The following is a 26,552-nucleotide window of genomic DNA, read 5'->3' as shown; positions in this document are numbered from 1 at the left end:
GGTCTTCTCTCAAGTCATGCGGTTCTTCAGGTGGCGGCCACCGTTGATGACCACCTGGCTGCCGGTGCTGTACTGGCTGGCGAGCAGGTACTTGACGGTCTCGATCAGCGGGCCGGCGCCGGGTTCGAATTCCAGCAGGGCCTTTTTCAGGGTTTGCTGGCGGTAGGCTTCGTCACCCCCTTCCTTGAGGATCAGCAGCCCGGGCAGGATACCGTTCACACGCACCTTGGGCGCATATTTTTCGGCGAATGACAGCACCATGTTCTGCAGTGCGGCCTTGGTGGCGGCGTAGCCGATGTGGCTTTTACTGCCGCGCGAGGAGGTTTCGTCGCAGATGTGAATGATGTCGGCCTTTTCCACCTTGGCCAGCAGGTCGCCCAGGGCCAGGTTGAGGTGGTAGGGCGCTTCGACGTGCAGGCGGAACATGGTCTCGAGGTTGTCGAGGCCGTCGTCGAGCCATAGCGAAGCATTGTGGATGATGGCGCGCAGTCCGTCGTAACGATCGTGCAGGTGATCGATCAGCGCCTGGCGGTCGCCCGCCTGGCACAGGTCGGCCTGAAACTGCACGATGTTGGGGTGGGCTGCCTGCGGCTGAATGCTGCGGCTGGCACTGACCACCGTATGGCCGGCCTGTGCCAGTTCGAGGGCCAGGGCCAGCCCGACACGCTGGCTGGCTCCGGTAACGAGAATGGGGCTGTTCATGTTCGGGGTGGTCAACTTGTCTGTCCTTTGATTGCCACCCAGCATACCCGAACTGTTTACCTGTTGTATGGCCTGGCCTCAGCGGCTGCGCAAGGCGCCAGCAGCGGGCGGGGAGGCCTGTAGCCAACTGGCCAGCAGGCGGGTGGACAGCGGGATGAACAGGTACACCATCACCGGCGTCAGGGCCAGGGTGCTGAGCAGTACCCGGGGCACAAGGTCGAGTGCCGTCAACCAGTGGCCGAACACCAGGTTGAAGGCCAGCGAGACAGGGAAAAACGCCAGCCAGATGGCCACGGCCTGCTTCCAGCGTGGCGGTTTTTGCACCCTGTTGGTGCCGAACCAGTCGTCGATACCGCTAACGCGCGCCTCTTTGGGGCGCTCGAACAGACCGTTGCCGCGTTGTAACCATGCGCGACGCGAGGCGGAGTGCTCCCAGGCATGCAGGGTCGGCTCGTCGCTGAAGCGGAAGATGATCTGAAATTCGTCGCCATCCCGGGGCGGGGCGAGGATGCCCGAGCCGAGGTAGCCAGGGAAGTCGGTGGCCAGTTGTTCGCCTTCGTGCAGCCAGGCCAGCAGGTCCTGGTAGCGGCCATGGGCGGCGCGGCGCGACACCATGAGGGTGACGGGTGGGGTAGACATTGTGTATCTCCTGGCAACGGGGCTGGCGGGTAGCTGGCCCCTTTGGCTGTGTGGCCCGGGGTGGTGGGCGACGCAGTCGTGCATGCAAGAATCGGGCACGCATTATCGCGCAGTTGCGATCTTCGGCAACGCTCAGCTGGCAAACGGTGGCACCAACAGACCGACACAGTCGTAGTAAGCTATGTGCTCAGTTTCTTCGCACTCAGGGTACTTCGTGCACATGAACGAACAGGGACGTAAACCGGTGATCGATGCGAGTTTCGAGCAGCAGGAGCTGTTTCCGATTCGTGAAGTGTCACGCTTGACCGGTGTCAACGCCGTGACCCTTCGTGCCTGGGAACGCCGTTATGGGCTGATCCAGCCCATCCGTACCGACAGTGGTCACCGCCTGTATTCCCAGGCTGATATCGATGAAATCCGCCGTATCCTCGGCTGGCTGGAGCGTGGCGTGGCGGTCAGCAAGGTGGGCAGCATTCTTGCTCGCGGCCATGCTCTCTCCGGGCAGGCCGGCGGCGCGGTGGACCCCTGCTTGCGCTGGCAAAACCAGATTCGCCTGGCGGTACAGCACTTCGACGTGGCGGGCCTGGATCGCCTTTATGACGAGGTGTTCGCGGCCAGCACCCTGGACCAGGTTTTCGCCAATGTGTTCATGCCGGTGTGGCATGACATGGTAGTCCGGCAAGGCGGTTATGGGCAGGCCAGCGAATGGCTGTTCTATGATCAGTTCCTGCGCGGTCGGGTTTTCGCCCGCTTGCAGCTGGCCCGTGTGCCGAGTAGCCGCACCGTGCTGGTGGCGCCATTGCCGGGGCAGTGCCATGAGCTTGAGTTACTGGTAACCAGTCTGATCCTGGGTAGCGATGAAATACGCGTGATCCCGCTGGCGAACGGGCAGCCGCTGCAAGAGCTTGCGCTGGTCTGCGAACGGCTGAAGCCGGACGCCTTGGTGCTGTTTTCCCATCCGTCGCCCACAGTAGAACTCACCCGGCACCTCAAGCGCCTGGCGTCGATGCTGGAATGCCCGTTGTTACTGGCCGGTGAGGCGGCGGAAGCGGTACAGGACAGCCTGGCTGGCAGCCCTGTAGCCTGCCTGGGCGCGCAGGGCAGTGTGATGCGCCAGCGCTTGCGGCAGTTTCTGGCCCGTCAGCTCGATACTTGAGTGTGCAGCTCGGGGTGGGCGTGGCGGTGGGCCTGGAGGATGTAGTCGCGCAGGCGTTCGATTTCTTCGGCTGGGCTTTGGCCGAGGTCGTAGGCAGCCAGGTCCGTGCCGATGCGCCGGCCCAACACACCATGCAGTTCGATCGGGGTGATGCCGCCCGGGGCGAAGCGCAGCTCGAAGCGGGCGGGTGCTGTTGGCAAATCACGGACTTCCAGCAGCACGCCTTTGAAGGAAATCTCGCGTACCCACAGGCCGCTTGCCTTGTCATGGGCGTCGAGCAGAACGCTCGGCTGGTCCAGCGACAAGCGCCATGGGCGCAGCATGGGGCCGTCTTCGTAGATTTCCGGTGAACCCAGCTGCAGGTGCAGGGCGTGGAACTCGTCTTCTACCAGCTGCAGCGGGAAACTGATCTGCTGGTTGTTGAACTGGGCCTGCAAGGTCACCTGCTCGTTAGCCACCAACCGCGTAAGCAAGCTTTGAATGCGGCGGTCGCCATTGACCAGCAGGCTCGACATGGTGTCAGCCAGGTTCAGTTGTGGCGAATGCTGCATGTTCTGTATGAAATCCAGCTCGTCCTGGGTCAGGAGCGCGTCTGCTTGCATGATCGAACTCGGTGGTGGCGATTTCTTCAACGGAATTGACCGTGCGTGGCGGACTTGGTTCAGGCGCGTTCGTCGGGTTTCGGACGAGCGCGCAGTTCCGCCAGCTCCCGTTCCAGTTCGACCTGGCGGCTGACGTCCTTCTGGATGCCGATGAAGTAGGTGCGCTGGTCGAAGTCGCTCTTCACCGGCGTGATCGACAGCTCGTTCCAGAAGGCGCTGCCATCCTTGCGATAGTTGCGCAGCACTTCGCGGCAGGGGCGGCCTTCGGCCATGGCCTTGCGGATGCGTGCGCGGCCGAGCTGGTCACGGTCGTCAGCCTGCAGGAACCGGCAATCCTGATAGAGAATCTCGTCACGGCTGTAGCCAGTGAGGCATTCGAAAGCGGCGTTCACGTAGATCAGGATAGTGTCGTCGCCTTCCTTTTCGGCAACCACGATGCCGTCATTGGACGCATCGACCATCGATTGCAGCAATTGCGCGTTGATCATGTCCGGGCCATAGGTGAAGGAAAACGGAAGATGGCGACTTTGGTAACGGCGGCCTTTTGCCAGCGTTGAATGCTAGTATCCTACGTTTTCACTCAGTTTCGGAATCCTCTACCCGATGAAAGTCGCCATTATTTCCGGCTCGGTCTATGGCACCGCCGAAGAAGTCGCCCGTCACGCTGAATCGCTACTCAAGGCGGCGGGTTTCGAGGCCTGGCATGCTGCGCGTGCCACCCTTCAGGATCTTCAGGGTTTTGCCCCCGACGCCTTGTTGGCCGTGACCTCGACCACCGGTATGGGTGAGTTGCCGGACAACCTCATGCCGCTGTACAGCACACTTCGTGACACACTGCCCGCGGCCTGGCGCGGCCTGCCTGGTGCGGTGATCGCGCTGGGCGACTCCAGTTATGGCGATACCTATTGCGGGGGTGGCGAGCAGATGCGTGAGCTGTTCGCCGAACTGGGCGTGCGCGAAGTGCAGCCAATGCTGCGCCTGGATGCGAGCGAGACGGTGACCCCGGAGGCGGATGCCGAGCCTTGGCTGGCTGAGTTGGCGAGCGCACTGAACGCCTGACCCGGCACCTGCGCAGGCGTGTTAGCCATGGGGGGCGCGCAACAAGGCCAACCACGCCTGCGCCGCCCGTGACAGGTAGGCACCGCGTCGCCAGATAAACGCGATATCCCAACGCAAATCCTCCTGCGCATGCAACGGCACACGCACCACACCGGGGCGCTCCAGCGCTTTTGCCACCACCCGGGGCAGCATCACCACGCCCTGGCCCGCCGCCACCAGCGCCGCCAAAAAATCCGCCTGGCCGCTGCGCCCGCCTTCCTTGGGGGTGAAGCCCTGCTGCTGGCACGCCTTCAGCAGCCGGTCGTTGAGCACGAAACTGCGCTGGTACAGCAGGAACGGTGTATCGGCCAGTTGCCCCAGGCCCACGGCGTCCAGGCCCGCCAGGGCATGGCCCGCCGGCAGCAAGGCATCCAGCGGTTCGTTGCAGAAGGGCTGGTAGTCGAATGCCTCGTCGGTGGGCGTCAAACAGCCGCCCAGTTCCAGTTCGCCACTTCTGACGGCCTGTTCGACGCTGCGGCTGCCGCCTTCAAGCAGCTGGATGGCGATGTTCGGATGGCGCCGCCGGTACTCGGCGAACAAGCCGGCGAACAACGTGTCGCTGCCAAGCATCGGCAAGCCCAGGCGTAGTTCGCCACGCTCCATCTGGCTGAGATCGTCCAGCTCGTTGAGCAGCGCCTGGCGCTGGCGCAGCAGGGCTTCGCCACGCTCCAGCACGATGCGCCCGGCAGCGGTCAGGTGCAGGTGCGACGCCTGGCGCTCCAGCAGCGGCTGGCCCACATCTTGCTCAAGCTGGGCCACCTGCTTGCTCACGGCCGACTGGCTGATGTGCAGGGTCTGTGCCGCCTGGGTAAAACCGCCGCGGTGGACCACTTCGATAAAGCTGCGCAGTTGTTTGAATTCCATTGCTTCGATTCCATTCTGGAATGGCAGGCAGTCTAACAATTCGCTTCTGGCCTAGGCAGCCAAATCTTAAAATGAGGGCCTGTCGAGGAACCCCGCCATGAAACCTGCATCATTGAAAAAAGCCCTGCGCCTGCTCGTCGAGCTGGCGGTTCTCTGTACCCTGTTCCTGCTCGGTGGCCAGATTGCCAGTTGGCTGGGCTGGCCGATCCCCGGCGGTGTGATGGGCCTGGCACTGCTGTTGATACTGTTCGCTTCGGGTGTGCTCAAACCGGCCACGCTGCAATTGGGGGCCGGCTGGTTGATGGCTGAGATGCTGTTGTTCTTCATCCCGGCGCTGATGAGCCTGCTCGACTATGGCGCATTGATCCGTGAAGAGGGCTGGCGCATCTTGCTGGTGATTGCCGTGAGCACGCTGATGGTGATGGTAGTGACCGCCATGACCGTGGAGCTGGTGTGCCGCTGGAGGCTGCGCCGTGAGCCTTGAACCCATGCCGCTGTTCTGGTTGGCCTTGACCTTGCTGGCTTACCTGGGTAGCCGTTGGTTGTACCGGCGTAGCAAGCGCTACCTGCTGTCGCCGTTGATCCTGGTACCGGTGTTGCTGCTGGCTGTGGCCGTGCCGCTGCATACGGCCTATGCCGAGTATGCGCGCAACACCCACTGGTTGATGGGCGTGCTCGGCCCGGTGACCGTAGCCTTCGCAGTGCCGATCTGGCAGCAGCGGGCCATGCTGGCGCGCCATTGGCCGGCCCTGATGGTGGGCATGGTAGCCGGCAGCAGTGCCTCGATCGCCAGCTCCTGGGGGCTGGCGCACCTGTTGGCGCTGGACAGCGCAACCAGCCTGTCGCTGGTGCCGCGCTCGATCACCACGCCCTTTGCCATGCCGCTGGCCCATGACTTGGGTGGGGTGCCAGAACTGACAGCGGTGTTCGTGATGTTCACCGGCGTGCTCGGTGCCATGTTCGGCGGTGTGCTGTTGCGTTGGTTGCCGCTGCGCACGCCGTTGGCACGGGGGGCCCTGTTCGGTGTTGGCGCGCATGGTGCCGGGGTCAGCCGGGCGCAGGAAGTGGGCCGTGAGGAAGGCTCGGTGGCCGGCCTGGTGATGGTCCTGACCGGGCTGCTCAACCTGTTCGCGGCGCCGTTGTTGGCCTTGCTGCTCTGACCGTTCGTGCCACTGACTCGCTCAGTCATCAAGCTGGCTGGCAACGCAAGTTCCAGCCAATGGGCTGCTGGCTAGACTTTGCCTCGACATAGAGAGCACATGTAAGTGCCGAGGTGACATGCAATGAACGCAGCCTTGCCCTATTCCGCCAACACCACTACACCGGGACCCATCTGATGCCTATGGCCGAGATTCCATTGTGCGTCTGGCGTACCCGGTCACAGCGTTTCATGTTCCGGGGCCAGAGCATCCGCTACTGGACCGCAGGGCAAGGAGAGCCTCTGCTTCTGTTACACGGTTTCCCCACCGCCAGTTGGGACTGGCACTACCTGTGGGGCCCTCTGAGCCAACGTTTCCGGGTGATCGCTTGCGACATGCTTGGCTTTGGTGATTCGGACAAGCCCGTCGATCACACTTACAGCCTGATGGAGCAAGCAGACCTGCAGCAGGCATTGCTTGCCCATCTGCAGGTCGCGCAGCCCGTGCACCTGTTGGCCCACGACTACGGCGGCAGCGTGGCTCAGGAACTGCTGGCGCGACACCATGAGCAGCGTGCCGACATTGCCAGTTGCGTGTTCCTCAACAGCGGGCTGTTCCCCGAAAGCTGCCGCATGCTACTGATCCAGAAGCTGCTGCTCAGCCGGTTTGGCTGGCTGGTCGGGCGCTCGTTCGGGCGTGACGATCTGGTGCGTAACGTGATTCAGGTCTACGGCCCCTGCACCCATCCCAGTGAAAGCGCGCTGGATGATTTCTGGAGCCTGATCGCTGCCAACCGGGGCACGCGCATCCTGCACAAGCTGGTGGGCTACATGCCGGAGCGCAGGTTGCACCGCGAACGCTGGGTCGGGGCGATGCAACGTAAAGGCGTGCCGCTGCGCTTGATCAATGGCGTGGTCGACCCGCTTTCCGGCGCGCACATGCTTGAGCGCTACCGGCAACTGGTGCCGGAGCCGGACACTGTGCAGTTACTGGGCATTGGCCATTACCCGCATACCGAAGCGCCAGTGCAGGTGCTGCGCCACTACCTGGCCTTTCGTGAGCAGCCGCTGAGCTTCTACCCGCCGAAAGTGGCATGGTCATGACGAGGTTTCAGCGCCGATGAGGTCGGGCGCCATCCGGGCGGCGCCCGATCTCAACGGCGCTGAAAGTCTTGACGGTCACCTGACCGCCAGGATGCATTTTCAGATTTCAAAAAAAAGGCCGCTGCAAGCCGCAGCGGCCAATCGAGACGTCAGATCAAGGAGCTTCAAAATCTACGTCGGTGAACCTCGCAGGCTTGAAAGGCGGGGGGGAGAGCCCTTCAAGCCGGCCAGTGAGTCAAGAATAAGCGCTTGATCCGTTAGGAAAAATAGCGTCTGTCGACATTCACCTTTACGTTTCAGGCAACAGTGCCAAGTGCGGGGTAAGCTTCCCTGCGCTACTGCCTTTATCATCCGTTCACTCTGCTGCCTCCTTGTATTTTGGAGCGCAGTTCATGTCTTTCGATTTCAATCTCGGCAGCCCCGATTTCGGTGAAGGGTGCCCAGGTGCACGCTCTGTGAAAGAACAGGTGAAGGCCATGATGGCCCACGCCCAGGAGCTGCAACAGCTGATGGCTGCGGTTGCGCAATTGGGCAGCCTGATACCGGAGGCGCATCGACAACAGTTCACCGAGCAGAAGCGTTTGCCGTTGGCGGTTGTCGAGTCGCTTGTGCCGCAAAGGCAGGCGGTTCTTGACCAGTGGTGGGAGCAACAGTCCAGATTAAGTTTGAAACCACTTACCCTGGCGTCCCATTTGATCCAGCTGATGTTTGCTGAAACGCGCCTCAAGGCTCTTACGTTCAAGGCCTGGGAAGCCGGTATCGAGGCCCTTGAGCAGGACGGGGACATAAACAAGCATGAGGTGTATCTGGTTGCCGGAGATTTGCGCTTTCGCTTGCCGGGTGTCGTTGCCAGCCGTCATGACCTCGAACAGAACCCGGACGCACCTGCGGATTTTCTGATTTACAGCTTGGCCAGCGGTTGCTGGTTCGACACTGAACGCGCGCGCGCAGCCAGCGCACTCGCCCCTGCCTTTGCTGAAGGCAGCCCGTTGCGTTGGCTGTTGTCTTCGCAAGAGCGGGCGGCGTTGTCTACGGAGGGTTTGACACTCGATTTCGTGCCGCTGCAAGTACCACTTCACAGGTATTTCATCCGTGATCTGCGGGCTATCCAGCTTAAGGCCACCCAGCGCAGCCTGCGGATCAAGGTCGATGACGCGCGGCGTCTGGCCCAGCTCGACAGTGCGGCTCGGCTTGAGCCTCTGGTGGCTGCGCTGCAGAAACGTGCGACGCGGCATGTGCGAGCGTACCGCACCAGCCTGCTGCCCGAATGGCGGCGATTCATGCAGGGCGAGGAACTGCAAGCCTATCGACAACTGGAAGATGACCTGCAGGTGAAGGAGCAGCGTTGCACCGAGCGTCTGGCGCAATGGCGCGACCTGCGCAGCTTCGCCAAGAAACAGGTCAAGCAAGCCCTTGGCCTGGATATCGACCCCGAGCAGGTACGCGTGTGTGTCAGTCACGTCGATGACCCTGAGCAGGTGATGAAACACACCCTGCTCGATTGGGCGTTGAGTGGTGGCTACAGCGGGGGCCAGCTCAAGGTCGAAGTCCTGGGGGAGCGGCACCGTTCATTGTTGGGGAATACCTCTATCCAGAGCGTGATCGAAAAACTGGATTTGCGCGTGAACTACGTCAAACAGATCCGTACGCTCTATGACGACGCTTTGACCATGGCCGCACTGTGCGAGGTGCTTGATGCGCGGCTGGCGCTGGCCAATCAGGCCGCTCGTCATCAAGGGTTTCACCCGGCTGGGTTCGATCTGCTGCACCACGCACGCCAGGGGAACATGCAGGCCAATGCCATCAGCGCCGGCCTGGTTTGCCTCAATGGTGCGCAAACGCCCTTGAAGGATCTGCTGTGTCTGGTGCAGGGCGATCAGTACTTGCTCTACGCCCCTGGAGCACCCGGAGGCGATTTTCATCTTTTCGATTCACTCCAGGAAATGGCGCTCGAAATCGGTAGCTGGACCTTGTGGCCGGTAGGCAGTGAGTACCTGCTGGGGCAATGCTCGCGGGCCCAGCATGATTCGCTCAAGCGCCATTTGCGCAAGGTCGAGATGCTACCCACCGACTGGACCATGCACAGCGTGACGCTCGCGCCGATCAAGTCGCAGCAGTGGCCGGCTGTGCTCAAAGCTCTGGCCAGGCGCAAGATCATTGCCCTGATCGAGGATCAACAGGCCACCACGCCAAGCTGGTTCATCAACGCCAGTCGTGCCGAGCAGCAGGCACTGGTTGATATCGATCAACTGCTCAAGCTGGCGCAGGCCAGGTATCAGTCGCTGATGAAGATGCCGAGCTTTCGCACCTTCGCCCATCGACAGGTGACGGAAAAGATCAACTCATACCCGGGCAATCGCGGCGGCCCAATCAACCCGGATCAGGTATTGATAACGCTGGAAGAGGATGCCATTCGCACACTGACACAGACTGTCATCAAAGGTTATCCCACGTATTACAATTTCTCCGACTTTGCCCGCATCACCTCGGCTACCGGTCAGGATATCTCGCACCTGAGCCCGGCGCTGCTGGGGAGCTACATTCGTGCTGCCGACCTGGGCACCAAGTACATCGAAGAAGTGAAAGCGCAGTTACTCGACCGCTCCAGGCCGGAATATGAAAGGCTCAGGCAGTGTTATCGCACGCTCTTTGCTTTGAAGATCAGGCGTGCCGTGCTCAGCGAGAAACTTCAGGGAAGCTTGTCGGGCCGCCATGCGCAGTGGCTGGAATCGGTGATCGACACTTTTTCGGGGACCTCGATCGACGCGACGTGCAACCTTTATCCGTTGTGGATAGACGATTGCCCTGTTCAAGGTGCCTACCTGCTGAAGCATGCTCGTGACCGCGAGCTTGAGCCCTTGGTCTATCTGCCAGAAATCGAGCAAGGCCCCACGCTGCGGACCCTCAGCGAGCTGGCAAGGACTTGGCGTGAGCACGACTTGGCAGGTTATTGCCAAGACCGCGTGCCGTTATCGAACCAGTCGCGCTTGAACGCATGGATCGAAGAGCAACTGCGCGCCGGGGATGGCATTGAGCTGGTGCTGGACGCCGTTGCCCGAGGCAGGGGCGTGCGGCCGCCGATAGGGGAGACCGGGCGTATCGGGGATCCTGTCCAGGACCTGGAGAAACGTATCAGGCGGATGATCAACGAAGCCGCTGAAGACAGCGCCGACGCTGCCGAGCGTATTTCGGCCGTGGTGGTGGAGTGGGGGATCGTACTGGCCGGCATCCTCACCGTGCCGTTTCCGCCGGCGGCTATGGCCGTCGGGCTGTTCTGTGCGGCCAGGTCCTTCGTTACCGGGGCCATCGCGTGGAGCGATGGCGACCGTTCCGCCGCCTTGCTGTCGTTCGCGGCGGGGGTTGCAGGAACGGTGGCCTCCACGGGGGTTTTGGCGCGGCTGTTCGGTGCCGCGCAGAAATACATCACCGTACTTTCCCGGGCAGAGGTGTCGCAGCCCACGGCCTTCTCGCGTGTGATCGGGCGGCTATGCGATGACTACGGCGATTTGGTGAGCGAGGTGGCACCCGCCCTTTATGACGGCTTCTCTCAGGAACTGCTCTGGCTCGTCGAGGAGGAAACACAAGACGTCGAAGCGCAGTGTGGGTTGCCCGCGTAACCCATGCGCCAGCTCACGGTTCGTGCGGCCGTGAGCAGGCGCTGCGCCGCCGGCCCATGTTCATCGGCATGGAAGATCGACGTCGGCCCGACCACGGTCATCACCGCCGCAATCTGCCCCAGGGCGTTGAATACTGGCGCCGACAGCGCATCCACCCCCGGCATCAGCAGGCCATGCACATGGTGCAGGCCCTGTTCGCGGATGCCGGCCAGCAGTGTGTCGTAGTCACTGGCGGTTTGTTGCAAAGCGGCCAGTTCCCTGTCGCGCAGCTCCTGGGTTTCTCGCTCGGGCAGGTAGGCGGCGAATACCAGCCCGGTGGACGAGCTGAGCAACGGCAGCACCGAACCGATCTGGGTCACCACGGTGACTGCGCGCACGGCAGGTTCGATGCTTACCACCGTGGCCCCCTGGTTGCCCCACACAGCGATGAAGCAGCTTTCGTTGAGCTCATCTCGCAACTGCGACAACGGCATTGCCGCCACCTTCAGCACATCGATGCTGCCCAGCGCCGCCAGCCCCACCCGCAATGCCTCGCGCCCCAGCCCGTAATGGTTGGTGGCCGCATCCTGTTCGGCAAAACCACTCGCAATCAGTGCCTGCAGGTAGCGATGCACTTTGCTTGCAGGCATCTGCACGTGCTCGGCCAGGCGTGATAGTGAAGTCGAGGGTGAGAGTTCGGCGAGGGCCTTGAGGATGTCGGTGCCGACTTCCGCCGAGCGGACCTTCTGCTTGCCGGTGTCGGTGGGGGAGCTGGCTTTGGCCATGGGAGGGGAGGTTCCGGGTTTATCGTGTCGCCTTTATAGCTTGACGCCTTGAGCGGAGCAAATTACGTTATTCGTAATCTGATTACGATAAAAACAAAATCCGGAGGCATCGATGAACCGCGACACGTCGCCCGACCTTCACTACCTGAGCGGCTTCGGCAACGAATTCGCCAGCGAAGCATTGCCCGGGGCGCTGCCTGTCGGGCAGAACTCCCCGCAGAAGGCCCCGTATGGCCTGTATGCCGAGCTGCTGTCGGGCACGGCGTTCACCATGGCCCGTAGCGAGTTGCGCCGTACCTGGCTGTACCGCATTCGTCCCTCTGCCTTGCACCCACGCTTCGAGCGCCTGGCGCGCCAGCCGCTCGGCGGGCCACTGGGTGGCATCAACCCCAACCGCCTGCGCTGGAGCCCGCAGCCGATTCCTGCTGAACCGACCGATTTCATCGAAGGTTGGCTGCCCATGGCTGCCAACGCCGCAGCGGAAAAACCGGCTGGCGTGAGCATCTACATCTACTGCGCCAACCGGTCCATGGAACGGGTGTTCTTCAACGCGGACGGTGAGCTACTGCTGGTGCCGGAACAGGGCCGCCTGCGCATCGCCACCGAACTGGGCGTGATGGAGGTCGAACCGCTGGAAATTGCGGTGATCCCACGTGGCATGAAGTTCCGCGTCGAACTGCTCGACGGCCAGGCCCGTGGCTATATCGCGGAAAACCACGGTGCGCCGCTGCGCCTGCCGGACCTGGGCCCGATCGGCAGCAACGGCCTGGCCAACCCCCGTGACTTCCTCACGCCCGTGGCCCACTACGAAGAAGCCGAAGGCCCGGTGCAACTGGTACAGAAGTTCCTGGGTGAACACTGGGCTTGCGAGCTGCAGCACTCGCCACTGGACGTTGTGGCCTGGCATGGCAGCAACGTGCCGTACAAGTATGACCTGCGCCGCTTCAACACCATCGGCACCGTCAGCTTCGACCACCCGGACCCCTCGATTTTCACCGTGCTCACCTCGCCAACCAGCGTGCATGGCATGGCCAACATGGACTTCGTGATTTTCCCGCCACGCTGGATGGTGGCCGAGAACACCTTCCGTCCGCCATGGTTCCACCGCAACCTGATGAACGAGTTCATGGGCCTGATCAATGGCGCCTACGACGCCAAGGCCGAGGGCTTCCTGCCGGGTGGTGCCTCGTTGCACGGGGTGATGAGTGCCCATGGCCCCGACGCTGAAACCTGTGAAAAGGCCATTGCCGCTGACCTGGCACCGCACAAGATCGACAACACCATGGCCTTCATGTTCGAGACCAGCCAGGTGTTGCGCCCGAGCCTGCAAGCCCTTGAATGCCCGCAATTGCAGGCCGACTACGATAGTTGCTGGGCGACCTTGCCGAGCACCTTCAACCCGAACCGGAGATAACCCATGAACCACACTGCCAATGCCCGTAGTTGGGTCGAGCACGCCAACGGGCACAGCGACTTCCCGCTGCAGAACCTGCCCTTGGGCATCTTCAGCCGGCCGGGTGAAGCCAGGCGCTGTGGCGTGGCGATCGGCGACGCGATCCTCGACCTGGAGGCGGTGCTGGCCGCCGGCCTGTTCGACGGGGCGGCCAAGGCCGCCGTTGAAGCCACCCGCGGCGGGGCTTTGAACGCCTTCTTCGCTTTGGGCCGCAATGCCCGCGTAGCCCTGCGCGAGCGTTTGCAGGTGCTGCTCGATGAGCACAGCGAACACCAGGCGGCCTTGAAGCCGGCGTTGTTCCCGGCCAGTGACTGCCAGCTGCACGTGCCGGCGCAGATCGGTGACTACACCGATTTCTACGTAGGCATCGAGCATGCGAAGAATGTGGGCAAACTGTTCCGCCCCGACAACCCACTGCTGCCCAACTACAAGTACGTGCCGATCGGTTATCACGGCCGCGCCTCCACCATCCGGCCGTCCGGCACCGACGTGCGCCGGCCCAAGGGCCAAACCCTGCCGGCCGGGCATACCGAGCCGAGCTTCGGCCCTTGCGCTCGTCTGGACTACGAACTGGAACTGGGTATCTGGATTGGCCAGGGCAATGACATGGGCCAGGCAATTCCAGTAGGCGATGCCGCCGAGCACGTAGCCGGCCTGTGCCTGCTCAACGATTGGTCGGCGCGCGATATCCAGGCTTGGGAATACCAGCCACTGGGGCCGTTCCTGTCCAAGAGCTTCATCACCACCATTTCGCCTTGGGTGGTCACCGCCGAAGCGTTGGAGCCGTTCCGCTGTGCTCAGCCGGCACGCCCCGAAGGTGACCCGCAGCCGCTGTCGTACCTGCTGGACAAGCGCGACCAGGCCAGTGGTGCATTTGATATCGAACTCGAAGTGCTGCTGCTGACCGAGCGCATGCGTGAGCAGGGCATTGCCCCGCACCGCCTGACCCTGAGCAACACCCGCAGCATGTACTGGACCGTGGCGCAGCTGGTGGCGCATCACAGCGTCAACGGCTGCCAGCTGCAGCCGGGTGACCTGTTCGGTTCGGGCACGCTGTCGGGCGCCACGCCGGGATCGTTCGGTAGCCTGCTGGAGATCACCGAAGGCGGCAAACTGCCGGTCGAGCTGGCCAGCGGCGAGGTGCGCAAATTCCTCGAAGACGGCGACGAAATCATCCTGCGTGCCCGCTGCACACGTGACGGCGTAGCCGGCATCGGTTTCGGTGAATGCCGCGGCACGGTCATCGCAGCCAACTGAGGAGGCAGGGGTATGGAGCTGTACACCTATTACCGTTCCACCTCGTCCTACCGGGTGCGCATTGCCCTGGCACTGAAGGGGCTGGCTTACCAGTCCCTGCCGGTCAACCTGCTGCAGGGTGAGCAGCGCGGCGAGGGCTATGTAGCCGTCAACCCGCAGGGCCGCGTACCGGCCTTGCGCACCGACGGTGGTGAGGTGCTGGTGCAGTCGCCGGCGATCATCGAGTACCTGGAAGAGGTTTATCCACAGCCTGCGTTGCTGCCGGCCACCGCCGAGGCACGGGCCAAGGTACGTGGGGTGGCGGCCATCATTGGTTGCGACATTCATCCGCTGCACAACGTCAGTGTGCTCAACCGGCTGCGCCAGGCCGGTCAGGATGAGGGGCAGGTCAACCAGTGGATCGGCCACTGGATCAGCCAAGGGCTCGCGGCAGTGGAGCAACTCATTGGCGATCACGGTTTCTGCTTTGGCGACACGCCAGGGCTGGCGGATGTGTACCTGATCCCGCAGTTGTACGCGGCCGAACGCTTCAACATCGACCTCGACAGCTTCCCGCGCATCCTGCGGGTTGCCGCACTGGCGGCCGCGCACCCGGCGTTCGCCAAGGCCCACCCCGCCCAGCAGCCGGACAGCCCGGCTCAGTGAAGTGAACGGTTCGTCGCCGGAAGCTTGCCGATTCGCTCGGACAGCTTCAGGCGCTGGACCGGGTCTTCCGTCAGCAGCAACGCATGCTCCAGGTCGAAGCGCTCGGCCTGTGGGCAATCCAGATGATGGTAGAGCGAGGCGCGGGTCATGTAGTCGCTCACCTGCACCGGGCCCAACTGCATGATGCGCTCTGCGTCGATCAACGCCGCCAGGTGGTTGTCGTTACTGATGTGCAGTTGGCGCAGGTTGCGTGACAGGCGTTGCAGCATCTGCAGCGGGCTGGCGCTGCGCAGGTGCTCGGCGGTCAGCGCCAGGTGCGGGCCGAACTGGCGCGCCAGCAATTCGCGGCAGTCGCTGGGGTACAGGCGCCGGCCGCCGCAGGGATCGAGCAGGTGGTCGGCACCCGGCACGCGCAGCAGGAAATGGCCAGGGAAGCCCACACCCTCCAGCGGTATGGACAGGCGCCTGGCCAGTTCCAGCGCGAGGATGGCCAGGGTCAGTGGTTGGCCGCGGCGGCGCTGCAGTACCTTGTCCATCATCGCCGCATGGGGGCGCAAGGGGTGATATTCATCCTGCTGAAAGCCCAGCGCATTGAGCTGGCGCAGCAGTGGCTGGGCCAGTTCGCATAGTGGAAGCATCGGCAGGTTGGCGCTTATCTCGCGCTGCAGGTCGTGCAGCGCAGCAAGGCTGGCCGCGGGCTCGACACCCGGGTCGTGCTCGGCAGCAATCCACAATGCGGCTTCCAGCAGGTCGACAGGCTCGCGTTCCAGGCAGGCCAGGCAGGCTTGACGTGGCTTCATGGGGCATCTCCACACACGTTTGAGTATTAGCCGTGGCGCGTGGTTTCGTCCAGTGGTCCGGCGGCGGCGTCAAGGTTGAGGCCGTGCCTATACTGGAAGGAGCACCTCGTAGGGGAGCCAGTCGATGTTCGCGCTGATGCAAAGCACCCGTACCCAGTCACTGCACCTGTTCAATGACCCGCCTACAGGCCTGAAAGCCGTTGTGGCAATCCACAGTGAGCATTTGGGCCCGGCCATGGGGGGGTGCCGCTACCTGCCTTACGCCGATGACGAAAGCGCCATGACCGACGCGATTCGCCTGGCCCAGGGCATGAGCTACAAGGCAGCACTGGCCGGCTTACCGATGGGGGGTGGCAAAGCGGTGATCATGCGCAACCCGCATGTGGAAAACCGCGCCGCGCTGTTCGAGGCCTTTGGCCGCTTCATCGATACCTTGCATGGGCGCTTCATCATCGCCGTGGACAGTGGCACCTCGACCTTGGACATGGACTGCATTGCCCACAGCACGCCCTACGTGACCAGCACCACTGCATCGGGCGACCCATCGCCACATGCGGCGATGGGGGTGTTCGCGGGCATACGTGCCACAACCTCGTTCCGGCTGGGCAGCGATGACCTGAGAGGCTTGCGGGTAGCGGTGCAGGGGTTGGGCAATGTCGGTTATGCACTGGCGGAGCAACTGCATGCGGTGGGCGCGGAGCTGCTGGTCAGCGACCTGGACCCGGGGCGGGTGCGGCTGGCGATGGAGCAGTTCGATGCCAAACCGGTGACCAACGATGCGTTGATCAGTACCCCTTGCGATATCTTTGCACCCTGCGGCGTGGGCCCGGTACTGAACGGGCAGAGCGTGATGCAACTGCGTTGTGCGGCAGTGGCGGGGGCGGCCAACAACCAGCTGACGACCTTGCAGGTGGCAGACCAGCTGGAGTCGCGCGGCATATTGTATGCACCTGACTACGTGATCAATGCCGGTGGGCTGATCTATGTGGCACTCACCCACCGTGGCGAAGACCAAGGCACCATTACTGCGCACCTGGCGCGGATTCCTTCACGGCTGACCGAAGTGTTTGGCCATGCGCAGGCGGAGAAGCGTTCGCCGGCAAGGGTGGCGCAGATGTTGGCGGAGCGGTTGTTGTATGGCTGAAGGTTGCTGATGGCGTTGTTGGCCACTTCGCCGGTAAACCCGCACACCTCGGGCGATATCACTCGGCAGCAGTACCCTCAAGCAATTCGGCCAACGCATCCGGCTGGCTTTTGAACGCCCGGGCGAACACATCGCGGTTCTTCGCCATGTAGATACCGGCTTCCTCGACCTGCTGCTCGGTCAGCGACGGCACCGCCTTGTGCAGCACTTCGGCCAGGCGCTCGGCCAGTTCGAGCATTTTGTCGTGACGGTCTGCTTCGGCCTTATCCATGAACAAGCGCTCCGGGTCGCGGCTGCTGCGGTACACCACTTCGACGGCCATTCATCACCTCTATGCCTTTTTGCTGGTTGTGTTGCGGTTTACTGTATCTATATACAGTAATGGCAATGCTGGTTGGTTCGCAAGCAGAAATTGTAGCGTGGCACAGACCGAGCGCTGCGCGCGCACCTTTGCCAGGAACAATTGGCCAAACAGATGTAGGAGCGGGCTTGCCCGCGAATGCGGTGGCGGCTGCGACGGTGAATGACCGGGAGATATTGGCCGGCAGGTCCGGCCTATTCGCGGGTAAACCCGCTCCTACAATGGTGCGCCGCGCGGGCGGGGCTCGATCTCACAGGCGCTGAAACTGCTGCGGCAAACACATAGAGGCCTTCATCCAACCTGAAGCGAAATCCTCATTGCTTCATGCCCAACTCGGCATCATCCATCAGCGCCTTGGCCATGGCACTCAGATAATGGGCGGCCCATATCATCATGGGCTTCTCCTCCATCAGGCCAGTGATGGTCAATTCACGCACATAGCCCATCAATTCCGACGACTGCTCGCGGGCGTCCCTGCAGGGGATGCCGGGCTCGATGCGGAACAGTGGATGGGTGCTGTTTTCGCCTTGATAGAAAGTGGTCTTGCCGACGGTGAATTGGGTGTCTTCTGTTGTCATTGTTCAATCCCCTGAAGTTTCTCGAGTGCCTGGCCGCCCGTTTCACGGGCGAGCCCGCGAAGAGGCCGGCCCTCCCGGCACATTAACCAGCCTTAGTGCGAAGTCCTGGGCTCAGCGTGCATCTGCACCTGAACCAGTGCCGACTCAAGCAGAGCCCGCAGCGCCTCCAGCTCATGCATCGAGGTCATCATCAGGATCGAAACCGGTGACTTGGGCTGAAGCAGCAACGCCTGATGCACCACGGTGGCTGCGCACAACGCGTAGTCGGTGGCCTGGATCAGGGTGTCTTCGAGGGAATGGGGGTTATGGGGTGGATCGGGAACTACTTTCAGCATGGTGAAGGCCTGTTCAAAGTTGGGGCCACCACCTCCTGCTGTCAAACAATGAGGCGGCAGCTGTACATGGGTTGACAGACCGGTGAACAGAACCAAAAGCCGGCGCACACGAGGTGCCCCATGACAGCTGCCATAAAGGCAAAGCCATGTGGTTAGTTCAGGGCGGCCTGTCAAAGCCGGTCGCTGATTGGCAGCGACGACCCCAGACTAGTGCGCATGCCCGAACGCCACAATGGCAGGGAGTATCTTTGGGAAATGCCCTACAAGGAAGGGGTTAAATCTGATTTTTCCCCAAGCACGGCGTGCTTTTTTGCAATGCGCCACGCCTCAAGGTGTCTTGCGGCAATCGGTCGCCTTCCAAGACAGGGGCTTGGCCCTTTAACTGCATGGCACAAGCGTCACATCAGCGACGCATCATCCTTAAAGACGTATCGGGGAATGGAACATCGTGAACATCAAATGGGCAGAAAAACTGCGCAAGGGCCTGCACGGCTCGGCCGACTCGCTGGGCAACCTGTGCGTCGAGGCGTTCCATTACCTGGCGCTGTTCGGCATTGGCGCGATCACCGCCTACGCGGCGGTGGTGACGTTCCTGGACATGCTGGGCAAGGGCGGGATCAGTGTCGATGACATCCTGCTGTTGTTCATCTACCTGGAGCTGGGGGCGATGGTGGGGATCTACTTCAAGACCAACCACATGCCGATCCGCTTCCTGCTGTACGTGGCAATTACTGCGCTCACTCGCCTGCTGATCGGCGATGTTTCGCACCACAAGGCACCCGATGAAGGGCTGTTGTACCTGTGCGGCGGCATCCTGCTGCTGGCGTTCTCGATCCTGGTGGTGCGCTACGCTTCGTACCGCTACCCCTCGACCAAGGTGCTGGACGCCAACGGCAAGGCAGTGGAGGAGGGCAAGTAGCCCTCAGTTGGCAATGAAATGGCGCGGCTCGTGGCGGGCGTCACGGGTCAGCGCGGCCAGCACTTGCAGGGGGTTCTGGCTGAGTTCGATCGCAAGGCCCAGGCGGATGCTGTCGATCACCCGTTGCAGGCGCACCGGGTCGTTGCGTTGGGCCGGGGTGATGAGGCGCTTGGCGACCACGCCGGCGTCGTCGGACAGGGTCAGCATGATACTGCCGTCGAGGTTTGCAATGCTCAGGTTCACCCGGTATTCGGGGGCGAATGCAGCACTGATTCGTTCGAATGGGTTGTTCATGGTCTTGCTTCTGCGTTGAGTGAATGCAGAGGTTGACCGGGACGTTCGCACGTTGGTTCAGCGCCATTGATCGGCACAAACGAAAACGCCCGGCTCAAGGCCGGGCGTTTTGCATTGCCGATCAGGCGTCCGGGTCACTCAGTTCCAAGACGCCGCGCTTGCTGCGCAGCTTGCCGTAGAAGTGCTCCAGCGCGTGATTGAGCTTGGTGGCGGCACCGTCGACTGCCTGGTCCAGCGAACTGGCGGTGTGGGTCACGGAAATCGGTTGGTGGCCTTTCGGGCGAGCCTCCATCTGGCAGCGTTTGTCATGCGGTCCGGGCTTGACGCCGTTCTCGTCGCGCAGGTGAACCTCGATGCGGGTGAGGTCTTCTTCGTAACGTTCCAGCGAGTTCTGCAGTGTGCTGCGGACCCACTGGTCGAGCCGGGCGTTACCGTCGAAATCGTTGCTGCTGTTGACCTGGATTTGCATGATTCAATCCTTATTCAGCTTGCTCGCATGGAGACGCGCCTAGGCCCTTGAGACCCTTGGAATTTCTGCGCCTCTTGACTCTAAGGTCAGGCAACTGCGGAATGAATTCAAGCCCTTTTTGAAAATAAATTTCTTGTTGCAAATGGGCTTACCGTGACGCGTGGCTCGTACGGCCAAATGGGTAGCGGGGGCTGGGCTTTGCTTATGAGAATTGAAATCATTATTATTGCAGCCCCAAGAACGCCCGGACCTCGCCATGACGCGCAAAACCGCCGGCCTCCCGCTCAGCTATCGCCTGGCCGTGACATCCCGTAGCCTGGCCGCGCTGCTGGGCGGCTATCTGCTGGCGTCCCTCGCGAGCGTCTGTATTGCCTTGCTGGCGCCACTGCCCAAGGTCGATGCCACGCTCACCGGCCTGCTGCTGTCGTTCGTCTTCTACCTGCTGGCGTTCATCTGGTGTTTCGCCTGCCGCAGCGCCTGGCGTGCCTGGTTGGGCGTATTGGCGCCAAGCCTGCTGCTGGGCGTGATCAGCGGCGTTGCCTACTGGATGAAAAACGCATGAAAGAAGGCTTCCGCCAGGCCATGGCCTGGCTGCACACCTGGACCGGCCTGATCTTCGGCTGGCTGTTGTTCGCCATCTTCCTTACCGGCACGCTGTCGTACTTCAAGGAAGAAATCACTCATTGGTCGCAGCCTGAAGTGCGCAGCCATGCCCTGGACCCGATCAATAGCCTGGCAGTCGCTCAACGTTACCTGCAGGACAATGCAGGGCATTCGAGTACCTGGTTCATTCGCATGCCGAACGAACGGGAGGCCGCCTTGAGTGTGGGCTACCGCGACCCCAGTGGCGGCCCGCGTGGCTTTGTCAGGAAAACCCTCGATACCCAGACCGGCCAGCCGGTGGACGCACGTGACAGCCGCGGTGGTGAGTTCTTCTACCGCTTCCACTTCCAGCTTCAGATGCCTTACCCGGTTGGCCGTTGGCTCTCGACGTTCTGCGCTTTCATCATGCTGCTGGGGTTGGTCACCGGCATCATTACCCACAAGAAGATCTTCAAGGAGTTTTTCACCTTCCGCCCTGGCAAGGGGCAGCGTTCCTGGCTGGACGGGCACAATGCCATCGGCGTGCTGGTGCTGCCGTTCCACCTGATGATCAGCTACAGCAGCCTGGTGCTGTTCATGTACATGGTGATGCCGGCGGGCATCATGGCCAGCTACGGCAATGACACCGACAAGTACTTCAATGACCTGTTTGGCCGCAACGATGCGCCCAAGGCGGCCCAAGTGGCCACGCCGCCGGTAGCGTTGCCGAGCCTGTACGCCAAGGTGCAGGCGCTGCAGCCGGGGGCGCGTGTTGGCAGCATCCAGGTGCAAAACCCGGGCGACAGCAATGCCCGCGTCACCTTCACCCAATCGGCAGCCGACCACGTGGCTTATCGGCGTAGCGCCAACTGGACATTCGATGGGGCCAGTGGTGCGCTGTTGAGCCAGGGCAAGCCGGAGAGCGGTTTAATGATGACCGCCTTCAGTTTCGCCGGCCTGCACATGGGTAACTTTGCCGGGCCTTGGCTGCGCTGGCTGTATTTCTTCTTTGGTGTGGCCGGTACGGCGGTGATTGGTACCGGGTTGGTGATGTGGTTGGGCAAGCGCCAGCTCAAGCACGCCAAGAGCGGAGCTGTGCCAGGGGAGCTGCGCCTGGTCGAAGTGCTCAATATGGCCAGCATGAGTGGCTTGTTGCTGGCGGTGGCGAGCTTCTTCTGGGCCAACCGCCTGGTGCCCATGGCTGTCGAAGGCCGGGCCGACTGGGAGGTCAATGCTTTCTTCATCGCCTGGGGCCTGTCGCTGGTGCACGCCGTGCTGCGTAGCGGGCGCAAGGCCTGGGGCGAGCAACTGGCGCTGGGCGCGCTGGCCTTCGCCCTGCTGCCGTTGCTCAATGGCCTGACGACTGACCGGGGCTTGAACCATTCGGTACTGGAGGGTGACTGGGCCATGGCCGGCTTCGATCTGACAGCCTTGGGGACTGGCCTGTTTCTGGCCTGGCTGGCCCACAAGATGCTGGCCAGCCCAACCCCCGTAGCCAAGCGCGCGGCGCGTGCGACAAAAAAGTCGAGCATTGAAACGGTGGAGGTGAGCTGATGCTGGGTAACGCACTGATTGCCTTTGCGGGCTTCGTTGCCCTGTGCCTGGCGATGGAAAAGCACTTCAGCGACTTGCTCGGGCGCAAGCCAAGCCCCAGGCACTTGCTCCTGTTACGTGTTGCAGGTTGGCTGCTGCTGATGCTGTCGCTGGTGCTCAGCGTGTACCTGCGTGGCTGGGCCCTCGGCCTGGTGGAGTGGACCGCAGTGATGATGGCCGGGGTAACACTGTGGGTGTTCGGCCTGCCGTACCAGCCTCGTCTGCTGCTGGGCCTGGCTGCCGTCAGCGTGGTGCTGGGCCCCATGCTGGCCGTATCTGCTGCGTGATCCCTGTGAGCGAGCCGAGGGATATCATCGAACCTGACGCTGACAGCGCAGGCGCACGTGCACGTTTCGTCCAGGTGTTCCAGGCCCAGCGTGCGCGTATGGAGGCGTTGGTAAGCCGTCGGGTCGGCTGCCGCGCCACCGCTTCGGACCTGGTCCAGGAGTTGTTCCTGCGTTTCTGGCGTCGCCCCGAGGTCAAGGTCGAGGCGCTGGACACTTACCTGCTGCGTTGCGCGGGCAACCTGGCCATAGACCACCTGCGCAGCGAAAGTAGCCGCGAACGCGTGGCCGAAGCCGCTGTGCCGGTGAGCGAGGCGAGCCTGGCCCAGGCCCCTGAGCAGGCCGTGGAGGTCGACCACGACTTGCAGCGTATCGAGGCCACCTTGCGTGCCTTGCCCGAGCGCACCCGGCAGATCTTCCTGCTCAACCGCATTCACGGCTGCAAGTACAGCGAGATCGCCAAAGCCATGCAGCTGTCACAGAGCGCCGTGGAAAAGCATATGATGCGCGCCCTCGAAGCGTGCAAGGCGAGTGTTGCCGAGCCCGCGTCCACCCCACGCCGGCCAGGGAGCGCCCGTCGATGAGCCGTTTACCGCCGATCACCGAAGCGCAGTTTCAGGCTGCCCTGCAATGGTTCAACCGGATCAACGAGCAACCCGGGCAAGCCGAAGGGGCGGCATTCAAGCGCTGGTTGCTGGCCGACCCCGCACACCGCGCAGCCTACGAACAGGCCCAGGTGCTTTGGCAGAAAAGCGCCGCCCCGGCGGCGCGGCTGGCGGACGAAGAACAGGACGCACTGCAGCGCTACCTCGATGCCATGGCCAGACCGCCGGCGGGTGGCGGGTGGCGGCGGGTGGCAGGGCTGGCGTTGGCAGCCTGCCTGGTGCTGGCCGTGGGCGTCGCGGGTGGTTGGCACCCGGGGTACTGGTTGCAGGACCTGCAGGCGGACTACCGCAGTGCCGGGCAGATTCGCCAGGTGACCTTGGCCGACCAGTCACAGGTGACGCTTGATGCCGGTAGCGCCATTGCGGTCGATTTCGCCCAGGGTGAGCGCCGTGTGCGGTTGCTGCATGGCGCGGCGTTCTTCGAGGTTACCCATACCGGTGAGCCGTTCCTGGTGGAAGCTGCCGGCGGCGAAGTGCGGGTGCTCGGCACCCAGTTCGAGGTGCGTGAGCAAGGCGAGGGTGCCCAGGTGACGGTGCGCAGTGGGCGTGTGGGCGTCAGCCCCGCGCAGGGCACTGTGGCGCGAGAACTGACTGCCAACCAGCAGCTAACCTACCGCGCAGGCAGGGTAGGCGACACCCTGGCGGTGGACAGTGACAACCGCCTGGCCTGGCGCCAGGGGTGGCTGAACTATTACCAGGTGCCGCTGGCGCAGGTGATCGAAGACCTTGGGCGATATTACCCGGGGCGTATCCTGTTGCTCGATGGTGACCTGGGGCAGCGCAAGGTCAGCGGCAGCTTCCCGGTGGCCGAGCCGCTGCTGGCGCTGGATTCGCTGGGCAAGGTGATGGGTTTTTCACGGCAGACCGTGTTGGGGCGTTTGACCCTGATTCGGTAGTTGCCTGTGCCAGCCTCTTCACGGGTAACCCCCCCGTAGGAGCGGGTTTACCCGCGAAGAGGTCGCCACAACAAAAATATTTCCAGGCACAGGTGAGGTAACAGCACGTGGCATCCGTGTAATGAGTGAAAGTGCGATTGATTCGCAATAATCACCCCCTCACAGGTCAGCGTCCATGAAGTTCTCCCCGCGTTGCGTCCCTCTCTGGTTCGGCCTTGCTGCGCTCCCGGCCTTCGCTGTCGCCCCCCTGGCAACCGCGGCCGAGCAGCTGCAGGCCTATGCCTTCGCCCAGCCGGCCCAACCCTTGGCCCAGGCCCTGAACGCCTTCAGCCGCACCACTGGCCAGAGCGTGGTCTACACCCTCGAGCTGCCGGGCGTGCAAGCGCCAGCGCTGAAGGGTCGGTTCAGCGCCGAGCAGGCGCTGCAACAACTGCTGGGCAACGCTGGGCTGGCCTGGCGCCGCGTCGACGCACGTACCCTGACCCTCGAACCTGCAGACACCTCCGGTGCCCTCAACCTGCAGGCCACCACCGTGACCTCGCAACTGGACGACTACAGCTACCAGCCCCCGGCCAGCGCTTCGATCATGCGCGGGCAGGGCCCGAACCAAGACATCCCTCAGGCAATCAACGTGGTACCGGCCCAGGTTATCCGCGACCAGGCCCCGCGCAACCTCGATGACGCCCTGGCCAACGTCAGCGGCATTACCCAGGGCAACAACTTCGGCGGCACATCCGACACGGTGATGAAACGTGGCTTTGGCGACAACCGCGACGGCTCGATCATGCGCGATGGCATGCCCGTGGTGCAGGGTCGCAACCTCAACGCCAGCACCGAGCGGGTTGAAGTGCTCAAGGGGCCTGCCTCGCTGCTGTACGGTATCCAGGACCCGGGTGGGGTCATCAACGTGGTCAGCAAGCGTCCGCAGTTGCAGCAGTACAACGCCCTGACCGTGCGCGGCTCGACCTATGGCAGCGGCAAGAACGGCAGCGGTGGCGGGCTCGACAGCACGGGCGCACTGGGTGACAGCAACTTCGCCTACCGCCTGGTCGTCGACCACGAAGACGAGGACTACTGGCGCAACTACGGCGTGCACCGCGAATCGCTGGTGGCGCCGTCGCTGGCCTGGCTGGGCGAAGACACCCAGGTGGTGCTGGCCTACGAGCACCGTGAATTTCTCTATCCGTTCGACCGTGGCACCGCGTTCGGCAACAACGGCCACCCGCTGAACATCCCTGCCACGCGCCGCCTGGACGAGCCGTTCAACGACATGGAAGGGCGCTCCGACCTGTATCGCCTGGAAGTCGACCATCAGCTGGCCGATGACTGGAAGCTGCACTTCGGCTACAGCTTCAATCGTGAGACCTACGATGCCAGCCAGGTTCGTGTGACCGGCGTCAACGAAACCCAAGGCACGCTGACACGCAGCATCGACGGCACCCACAACGCCATGAGCCGTGACCAGTTCGTGACCCTGAGTCTCAATGGCAATGTCGAGCTGGCGGGGATGCAGCATGACCTGCTGTTCGGCATCGACCATGAAGACCGCAAGATCTTTCGCGGTGACCTGATTCGCCAGACGCCACAGTCCACGTTCAGTTATCTGGACCCGGTCTACGGACAGGAAGTGGAGGGCACCAACGTGCGAGCCAGCGACAGCGACCAGACCGACAAGTTGCGCACCGATGCGCTGTTCGTGCAGGACGCGCTGCACCTCGATGAGCACTGGATCCTTGTAGCAGGTGCGCGTTTCCAGCAGTACGACCAGTACGCTGGCCGCGGTCGCCCGTTCAAGGCCAATACCGACATCAGTGGCCAGGCTTGGGTGCCCCACGCCGGTATCGTTTACAAAGTCGACGACCAGCTCTCGTTCTATGGCAGCTACAGCGAGTCGTTCAAGCCCAACTCGACCATCGCGCCGCTGACCGGCAATGTCGTGCTCGATTCCTCGGTAGCACCTGAGGAGGGCAAGGCGTGGGAGCTGGGCGCCAAGCTCGACATGCCAGGCCGCATCACGGGCACCCTGGCGTTGTTCGATATCACCAAGCGCAATGTACTGGTCTCGAACTTTGACGCCGTCACAAGCGAGACGGTCTACAGCAATGCGGGTGAGGTCAGTTCACGCGGTGTAGAACTCGACGTGACCGGCCAGCTCAGCGAGCGCTGGAGCCTGATCGGCAGCTATGCACTGACCGATGCCAAGGTCACCAAGGACCCTGATCTTGAGGGCAACCGCCTGCAGAACGTGGCCCGCCACAGCGGCTCGCTGTCGGCGGTGTATGACTTTGGCAGCCTGTTCGGGGGTGACCGGCTGCGCTTCGGTGCCGGCGCCCGTTATGTGGGCGAGCGTTCGGGTAACGCGACCAATACCTTCGACCTGCCGAGCTATACCGTTGCCGATGCGTTTGCCACTTATGAAACCAAACTCGACGAACACAACGTGCGCCTGCAACTGAACGTGAAGAACCTGTTCGACAAGGTGTATTACAGCTCGGCGGTGAACCAGTACTTTGTGGCGATTGGCGATGCGCGGCAGGTCAGTTTGTCGAGCACCTTCGAGTTCTAGGCAAATGGGGCCGCAGAGCGGCCCGGT

At 62.6% G+C, this 26,552-nt stretch carries 29 protein-coding genes; 17 read left to right on the top strand and 12 right to left on the bottom strand.

The window, feature by feature from the left end; genetic code table 11:
* Positions 1-9 precede the first annotated feature (9 nt).
* A complete protein-coding gene (gene folM / locus KW568_RS24565) occupies positions 10-747 on the bottom strand; it encodes a dihydromonapterin reductase (protein ID WP_003251650.1) in 738 nt (245 codons plus the stop codon).
* Positions 748-780: 33 nt separating this feature from the next.
* A complete protein-coding gene (locus tag KW568_RS24560; protein ID WP_003251651.1) occupies positions 781-1,341 on the bottom strand; it encodes a hypothetical protein in 561 nt (186 codons plus the stop codon).
* Between the two features lie 220 nt (positions 1,342-1,561).
* On the opposite strand from KW568_RS24560, the gene KW568_RS24555 reads away from it, so the two are divergent.
* On the top strand, positions 1,562-2,497 hold the full coding sequence (locus tag KW568_RS24555) for a MerR family transcriptional regulator (protein ID WP_003251652.1): 936 nt from the start codon (positions 1,562-1,564) through the stop codon (positions 2,495-2,497).
* On the opposite strand, the gene KW568_RS24550 is transcribed toward KW568_RS24555, so the two are convergent.
* Both KW568_RS24550 and KW568_RS24545 read right to left on the bottom strand, forming a co-directional pair.
* Positions 2,482-3,099, bottom strand: coding sequence for a hypothetical protein (locus tag KW568_RS24550; RefSeq protein WP_019752533.1), 618 nt, complete (start codon positions 3,097-3,099; stop codon positions 2,482-2,484). The genes KW568_RS24555 and KW568_RS24550 overlap by 16 nt on opposite strands.
* 59 nt (positions 3,100-3,158) lie before the next feature.
* Positions 3,159-3,587, bottom strand: a complete 429-nt coding sequence (locus KW568_RS24545) for a PAS sensor domain-containing protein (protein WP_003251655.1) — start codon at positions 3,585-3,587, stop codon at positions 3,159-3,161.
* 115 nt (positions 3,588-3,702) lie between these two features.
* Between KW568_RS24545 and KW568_RS24540 the strand changes: the two genes are divergently transcribed.
* On the top strand, positions 3,703-4,158 hold the full coding sequence (locus tag KW568_RS24540) for a flavodoxin (protein ID WP_003251656.1): 456 nt from the start codon (positions 3,703-3,705) through the stop codon (positions 4,156-4,158).
* Between the two features lie 21 nt (positions 4,159-4,179).
* On the opposite strand, the gene KW568_RS24535 is transcribed toward KW568_RS24540, so the two are convergent.
* Positions 4,180-5,061 (bottom strand): LysR family transcriptional regulator, encoded by an 882-nt coding sequence (locus KW568_RS24535; RefSeq protein WP_047604360.1) that lies wholly within the window; start codon positions 5,059-5,061, stop codon positions 4,180-4,182.
* A 97-nt stretch (positions 5,062-5,158) separates the two neighbouring features.
* Here KW568_RS24535 and KW568_RS24530 point away from each other — a divergent pair, with 97 nt between their 5' ends.
* From KW568_RS24530 to KW568_RS24515, 4 genes are all read left to right on the top strand, one after another.
* A complete protein-coding gene (locus tag KW568_RS24530; RefSeq protein WP_003251660.1) occupies positions 5,159-5,545 on the top strand; it encodes a CidA/LrgA family protein in 387 nt (128 codons plus the stop codon).
* Positions 5,535-6,221 (top strand): LrgB family protein, encoded by a 687-nt coding sequence (locus KW568_RS24525; RefSeq protein ID WP_003251661.1) that lies wholly within the window; start codon positions 5,535-5,537, stop codon positions 6,219-6,221. The genes KW568_RS24530 and KW568_RS24525 overlap by 11 nt, the downstream gene beginning before the upstream one ends.
* Before the next feature lie 176 nt (positions 6,222-6,397).
* On the top strand, positions 6,398-7,303 hold the full coding sequence (locus KW568_RS24520) for an alpha/beta fold hydrolase (protein ID WP_003251664.1): 906 nt from the start codon (positions 6,398-6,400) through the stop codon (positions 7,301-7,303).
* Between the two features lie 392 nt (positions 7,304-7,695).
* Positions 7,696-10,920 (top strand): DUF6543 domain-containing protein, encoded by a 3,225-nt coding sequence (locus tag KW568_RS24515; protein WP_259537048.1) that lies wholly within the window; start codon positions 7,696-7,698, stop codon positions 10,918-10,920.
* On the opposite strand, the gene KW568_RS24510 is transcribed toward KW568_RS24515, so the two are convergent.
* Positions 10,851-11,684 carry an IclR family transcriptional regulator gene (locus KW568_RS24510; RefSeq protein ID WP_003251668.1) on the bottom strand — a complete coding sequence of 278 codons (834 nt, stop codon included), beginning with the start codon at positions 11,682-11,684 and terminating at the stop codon, positions 10,851-10,853. The genes KW568_RS24515 and KW568_RS24510 overlap by 70 nt on opposite strands.
* A 112-nt stretch (positions 11,685-11,796) precedes the next feature.
* On the opposite strand from KW568_RS24510, the gene hmgA reads away from it, so the two are divergent.
* The 3 genes from hmgA to maiA are packed head-to-tail and all read left to right on the top strand — an operon-like array spanning position 11,797 to position 15,039.
* Entirely contained in the window at positions 11,797-13,098 is a 1,302-nt protein-coding gene (gene hmgA, locus KW568_RS24505) for a homogentisate 1,2-dioxygenase (protein WP_003251670.1), read from the top strand.
* 3 nt (positions 13,099-13,101) lie between these two features.
* Positions 13,102-14,394: a fumarylacetoacetase gene (gene fahA / locus KW568_RS24500; protein ID WP_259537044.1), complete on the top strand. Its 1,293-nt coding sequence runs from the start codon at positions 13,102-13,104 to the stop codon at positions 14,392-14,394.
* Positions 14,395-14,406: 12 nt separating this feature from the next.
* On the top strand, positions 14,407-15,039 hold the full coding sequence (gene maiA, locus KW568_RS24495) for a maleylacetoacetate isomerase (RefSeq protein WP_003251674.1): 633 nt from the start codon (positions 14,407-14,409) through the stop codon (positions 15,037-15,039).
* On the opposite strand, the gene KW568_RS24490 is transcribed toward maiA, so the two are convergent.
* Entirely contained in the window at positions 15,033-15,839 is an 807-nt protein-coding gene (locus tag KW568_RS24490; RefSeq protein ID WP_004575364.1) for a SirB1 family protein, read from the bottom strand. The genes maiA and KW568_RS24490 overlap by 7 nt on opposite strands.
* Before the next feature lie 124 nt (positions 15,840-15,963).
* Here KW568_RS24490 and KW568_RS24485 point away from each other — a divergent pair, with 124 nt between their 5' ends.
* Positions 15,964-16,983: a Glu/Leu/Phe/Val dehydrogenase dimerization domain-containing protein gene (locus tag KW568_RS24485; protein WP_003251677.1), complete on the top strand. Its 1,020-nt coding sequence runs from the start codon at positions 15,964-15,966 to the stop codon at positions 16,981-16,983.
* Positions 16,984-17,041: 58 nt separating this feature from the next.
* On the opposite strand, the gene KW568_RS24480 is transcribed toward KW568_RS24485, so the two are convergent.
* The 3 genes from KW568_RS24480 to KW568_RS24470 form a co-directional block, all read right to left on the bottom strand.
* A complete protein-coding gene (locus tag KW568_RS24480) occupies positions 17,042-17,305 on the bottom strand; it encodes a YebG family protein (protein ID WP_003251679.1) in 264 nt (87 codons plus the stop codon).
* 353 nt (positions 17,306-17,658) lie between these two features.
* A complete protein-coding gene (locus tag KW568_RS24475; protein WP_003251681.1) occupies positions 17,659-17,922 on the bottom strand; it encodes a DUF3077 domain-containing protein in 264 nt (87 codons plus the stop codon).
* A 92-nt stretch (positions 17,923-18,014) separates the two neighbouring features.
* Positions 18,015-18,257, bottom strand: a complete 243-nt coding sequence (locus KW568_RS24470; RefSeq protein WP_003251683.1) for a hypothetical protein — start codon at positions 18,255-18,257, stop codon at positions 18,015-18,017.
* Positions 18,258-18,705: 448 nt separating this feature from the next.
* Between KW568_RS24470 and KW568_RS24465 the strand changes: the two genes are divergently transcribed.
* Positions 18,706-19,176, top strand: a complete 471-nt coding sequence (locus KW568_RS24465) for a phosphate-starvation-inducible protein PsiE (RefSeq protein WP_003251685.1) — start codon at positions 18,706-18,708, stop codon at positions 19,174-19,176.
* A 3-nt stretch (positions 19,177-19,179) separates the two neighbouring features.
* On the opposite strand, the gene KW568_RS24460 is transcribed toward KW568_RS24465, so the two are convergent.
* Together KW568_RS24460 and KW568_RS24455 are read right to left on the bottom strand one after the other, a co-directional pair.
* On the bottom strand, positions 19,180-19,470 hold the full coding sequence (locus KW568_RS24460; protein ID WP_003251688.1) for a DUF3509 domain-containing protein: 291 nt from the start codon (positions 19,468-19,470) through the stop codon (positions 19,180-19,182).
* Between the two features lie 121 nt (positions 19,471-19,591).
* Positions 19,592-19,939, bottom strand: a complete 348-nt coding sequence (locus KW568_RS24455; protein WP_003251689.1) for an HPF/RaiA family ribosome-associated protein — start codon at positions 19,937-19,939, stop codon at positions 19,592-19,594.
* A gap of 256 nt (positions 19,940-20,195) precedes the next feature.
* On the opposite strand from KW568_RS24455, the gene KW568_RS24450 reads away from it, so the two are divergent.
* From KW568_RS24450 to KW568_RS24425, 6 genes are all read left to right on the top strand, one after another.
* Positions 20,196-20,501 carry a DUF3649 domain-containing protein gene (locus KW568_RS24450; RefSeq protein ID WP_003251691.1) on the top strand — a complete coding sequence of 102 codons (306 nt, stop codon included), beginning with the start codon at positions 20,196-20,198 and terminating at the stop codon, positions 20,499-20,501.
* Positions 20,498-22,075: a PepSY domain-containing protein gene (locus tag KW568_RS24445; RefSeq protein ID WP_259537037.1), complete on the top strand. Its 1,578-nt coding sequence runs from the start codon at positions 20,498-20,500 to the stop codon at positions 22,073-22,075. Before KW568_RS24450 ends, KW568_RS24445 begins: the two co-directional genes overlap by 4 nt.
* Complete coding sequence (locus KW568_RS24440; RefSeq protein ID WP_004575362.1) at positions 22,075-22,401, top strand: DUF3325 domain-containing protein; 327 nt, start codon at positions 22,075-22,077, stop codon at positions 22,399-22,401. Before KW568_RS24445 ends, KW568_RS24440 begins: the two co-directional genes overlap by 1 nt.
* Positions 22,402-22,406: 5 nt before the next feature.
* The gene (locus KW568_RS24435) at positions 22,407-22,982 is read left to right on the top strand and encodes an RNA polymerase sigma factor (protein WP_014859905.1); all 576 of its coding nucleotides are present in this window, start codon (positions 22,407-22,409) and stop codon (positions 22,980-22,982) included.
* The gene (locus KW568_RS24430) at positions 22,979-23,959 is read left to right on the top strand and encodes a FecR domain-containing protein (protein ID WP_003251699.1); all 981 of its coding nucleotides are present in this window, start codon (positions 22,979-22,981) and stop codon (positions 23,957-23,959) included. The genes KW568_RS24435 and KW568_RS24430 overlap by 4 nt, the downstream gene beginning before the upstream one ends.
* A gap of 175 nt (positions 23,960-24,134) precedes the next feature.
* Positions 24,135-26,525 carry a TonB-dependent siderophore receptor gene (locus tag KW568_RS24425; protein ID WP_003251700.1) on the top strand — a complete coding sequence of 797 codons (2,391 nt, stop codon included), beginning with the start codon at positions 24,135-24,137 and terminating at the stop codon, positions 26,523-26,525.
* The last annotated feature ends 27 nt before the right edge of the window (positions 26,526-26,552 follow it).

Origin of the sequence: Pseudomonas sp. HD6515 (genome assembly GCF_024971855.1) — a bacterium.
In the GTDB taxonomy this organism is placed as follows: Bacteria; Pseudomonadota; Gammaproteobacteria; order Pseudomonadales; family Pseudomonadaceae; genus Aquipseudomonas; species Aquipseudomonas alloputida.
The sequence above is the reverse complement of the archived record's forward strand: the minus strand, read 5'-3'. Positions and strand labels throughout refer to the sequence as shown.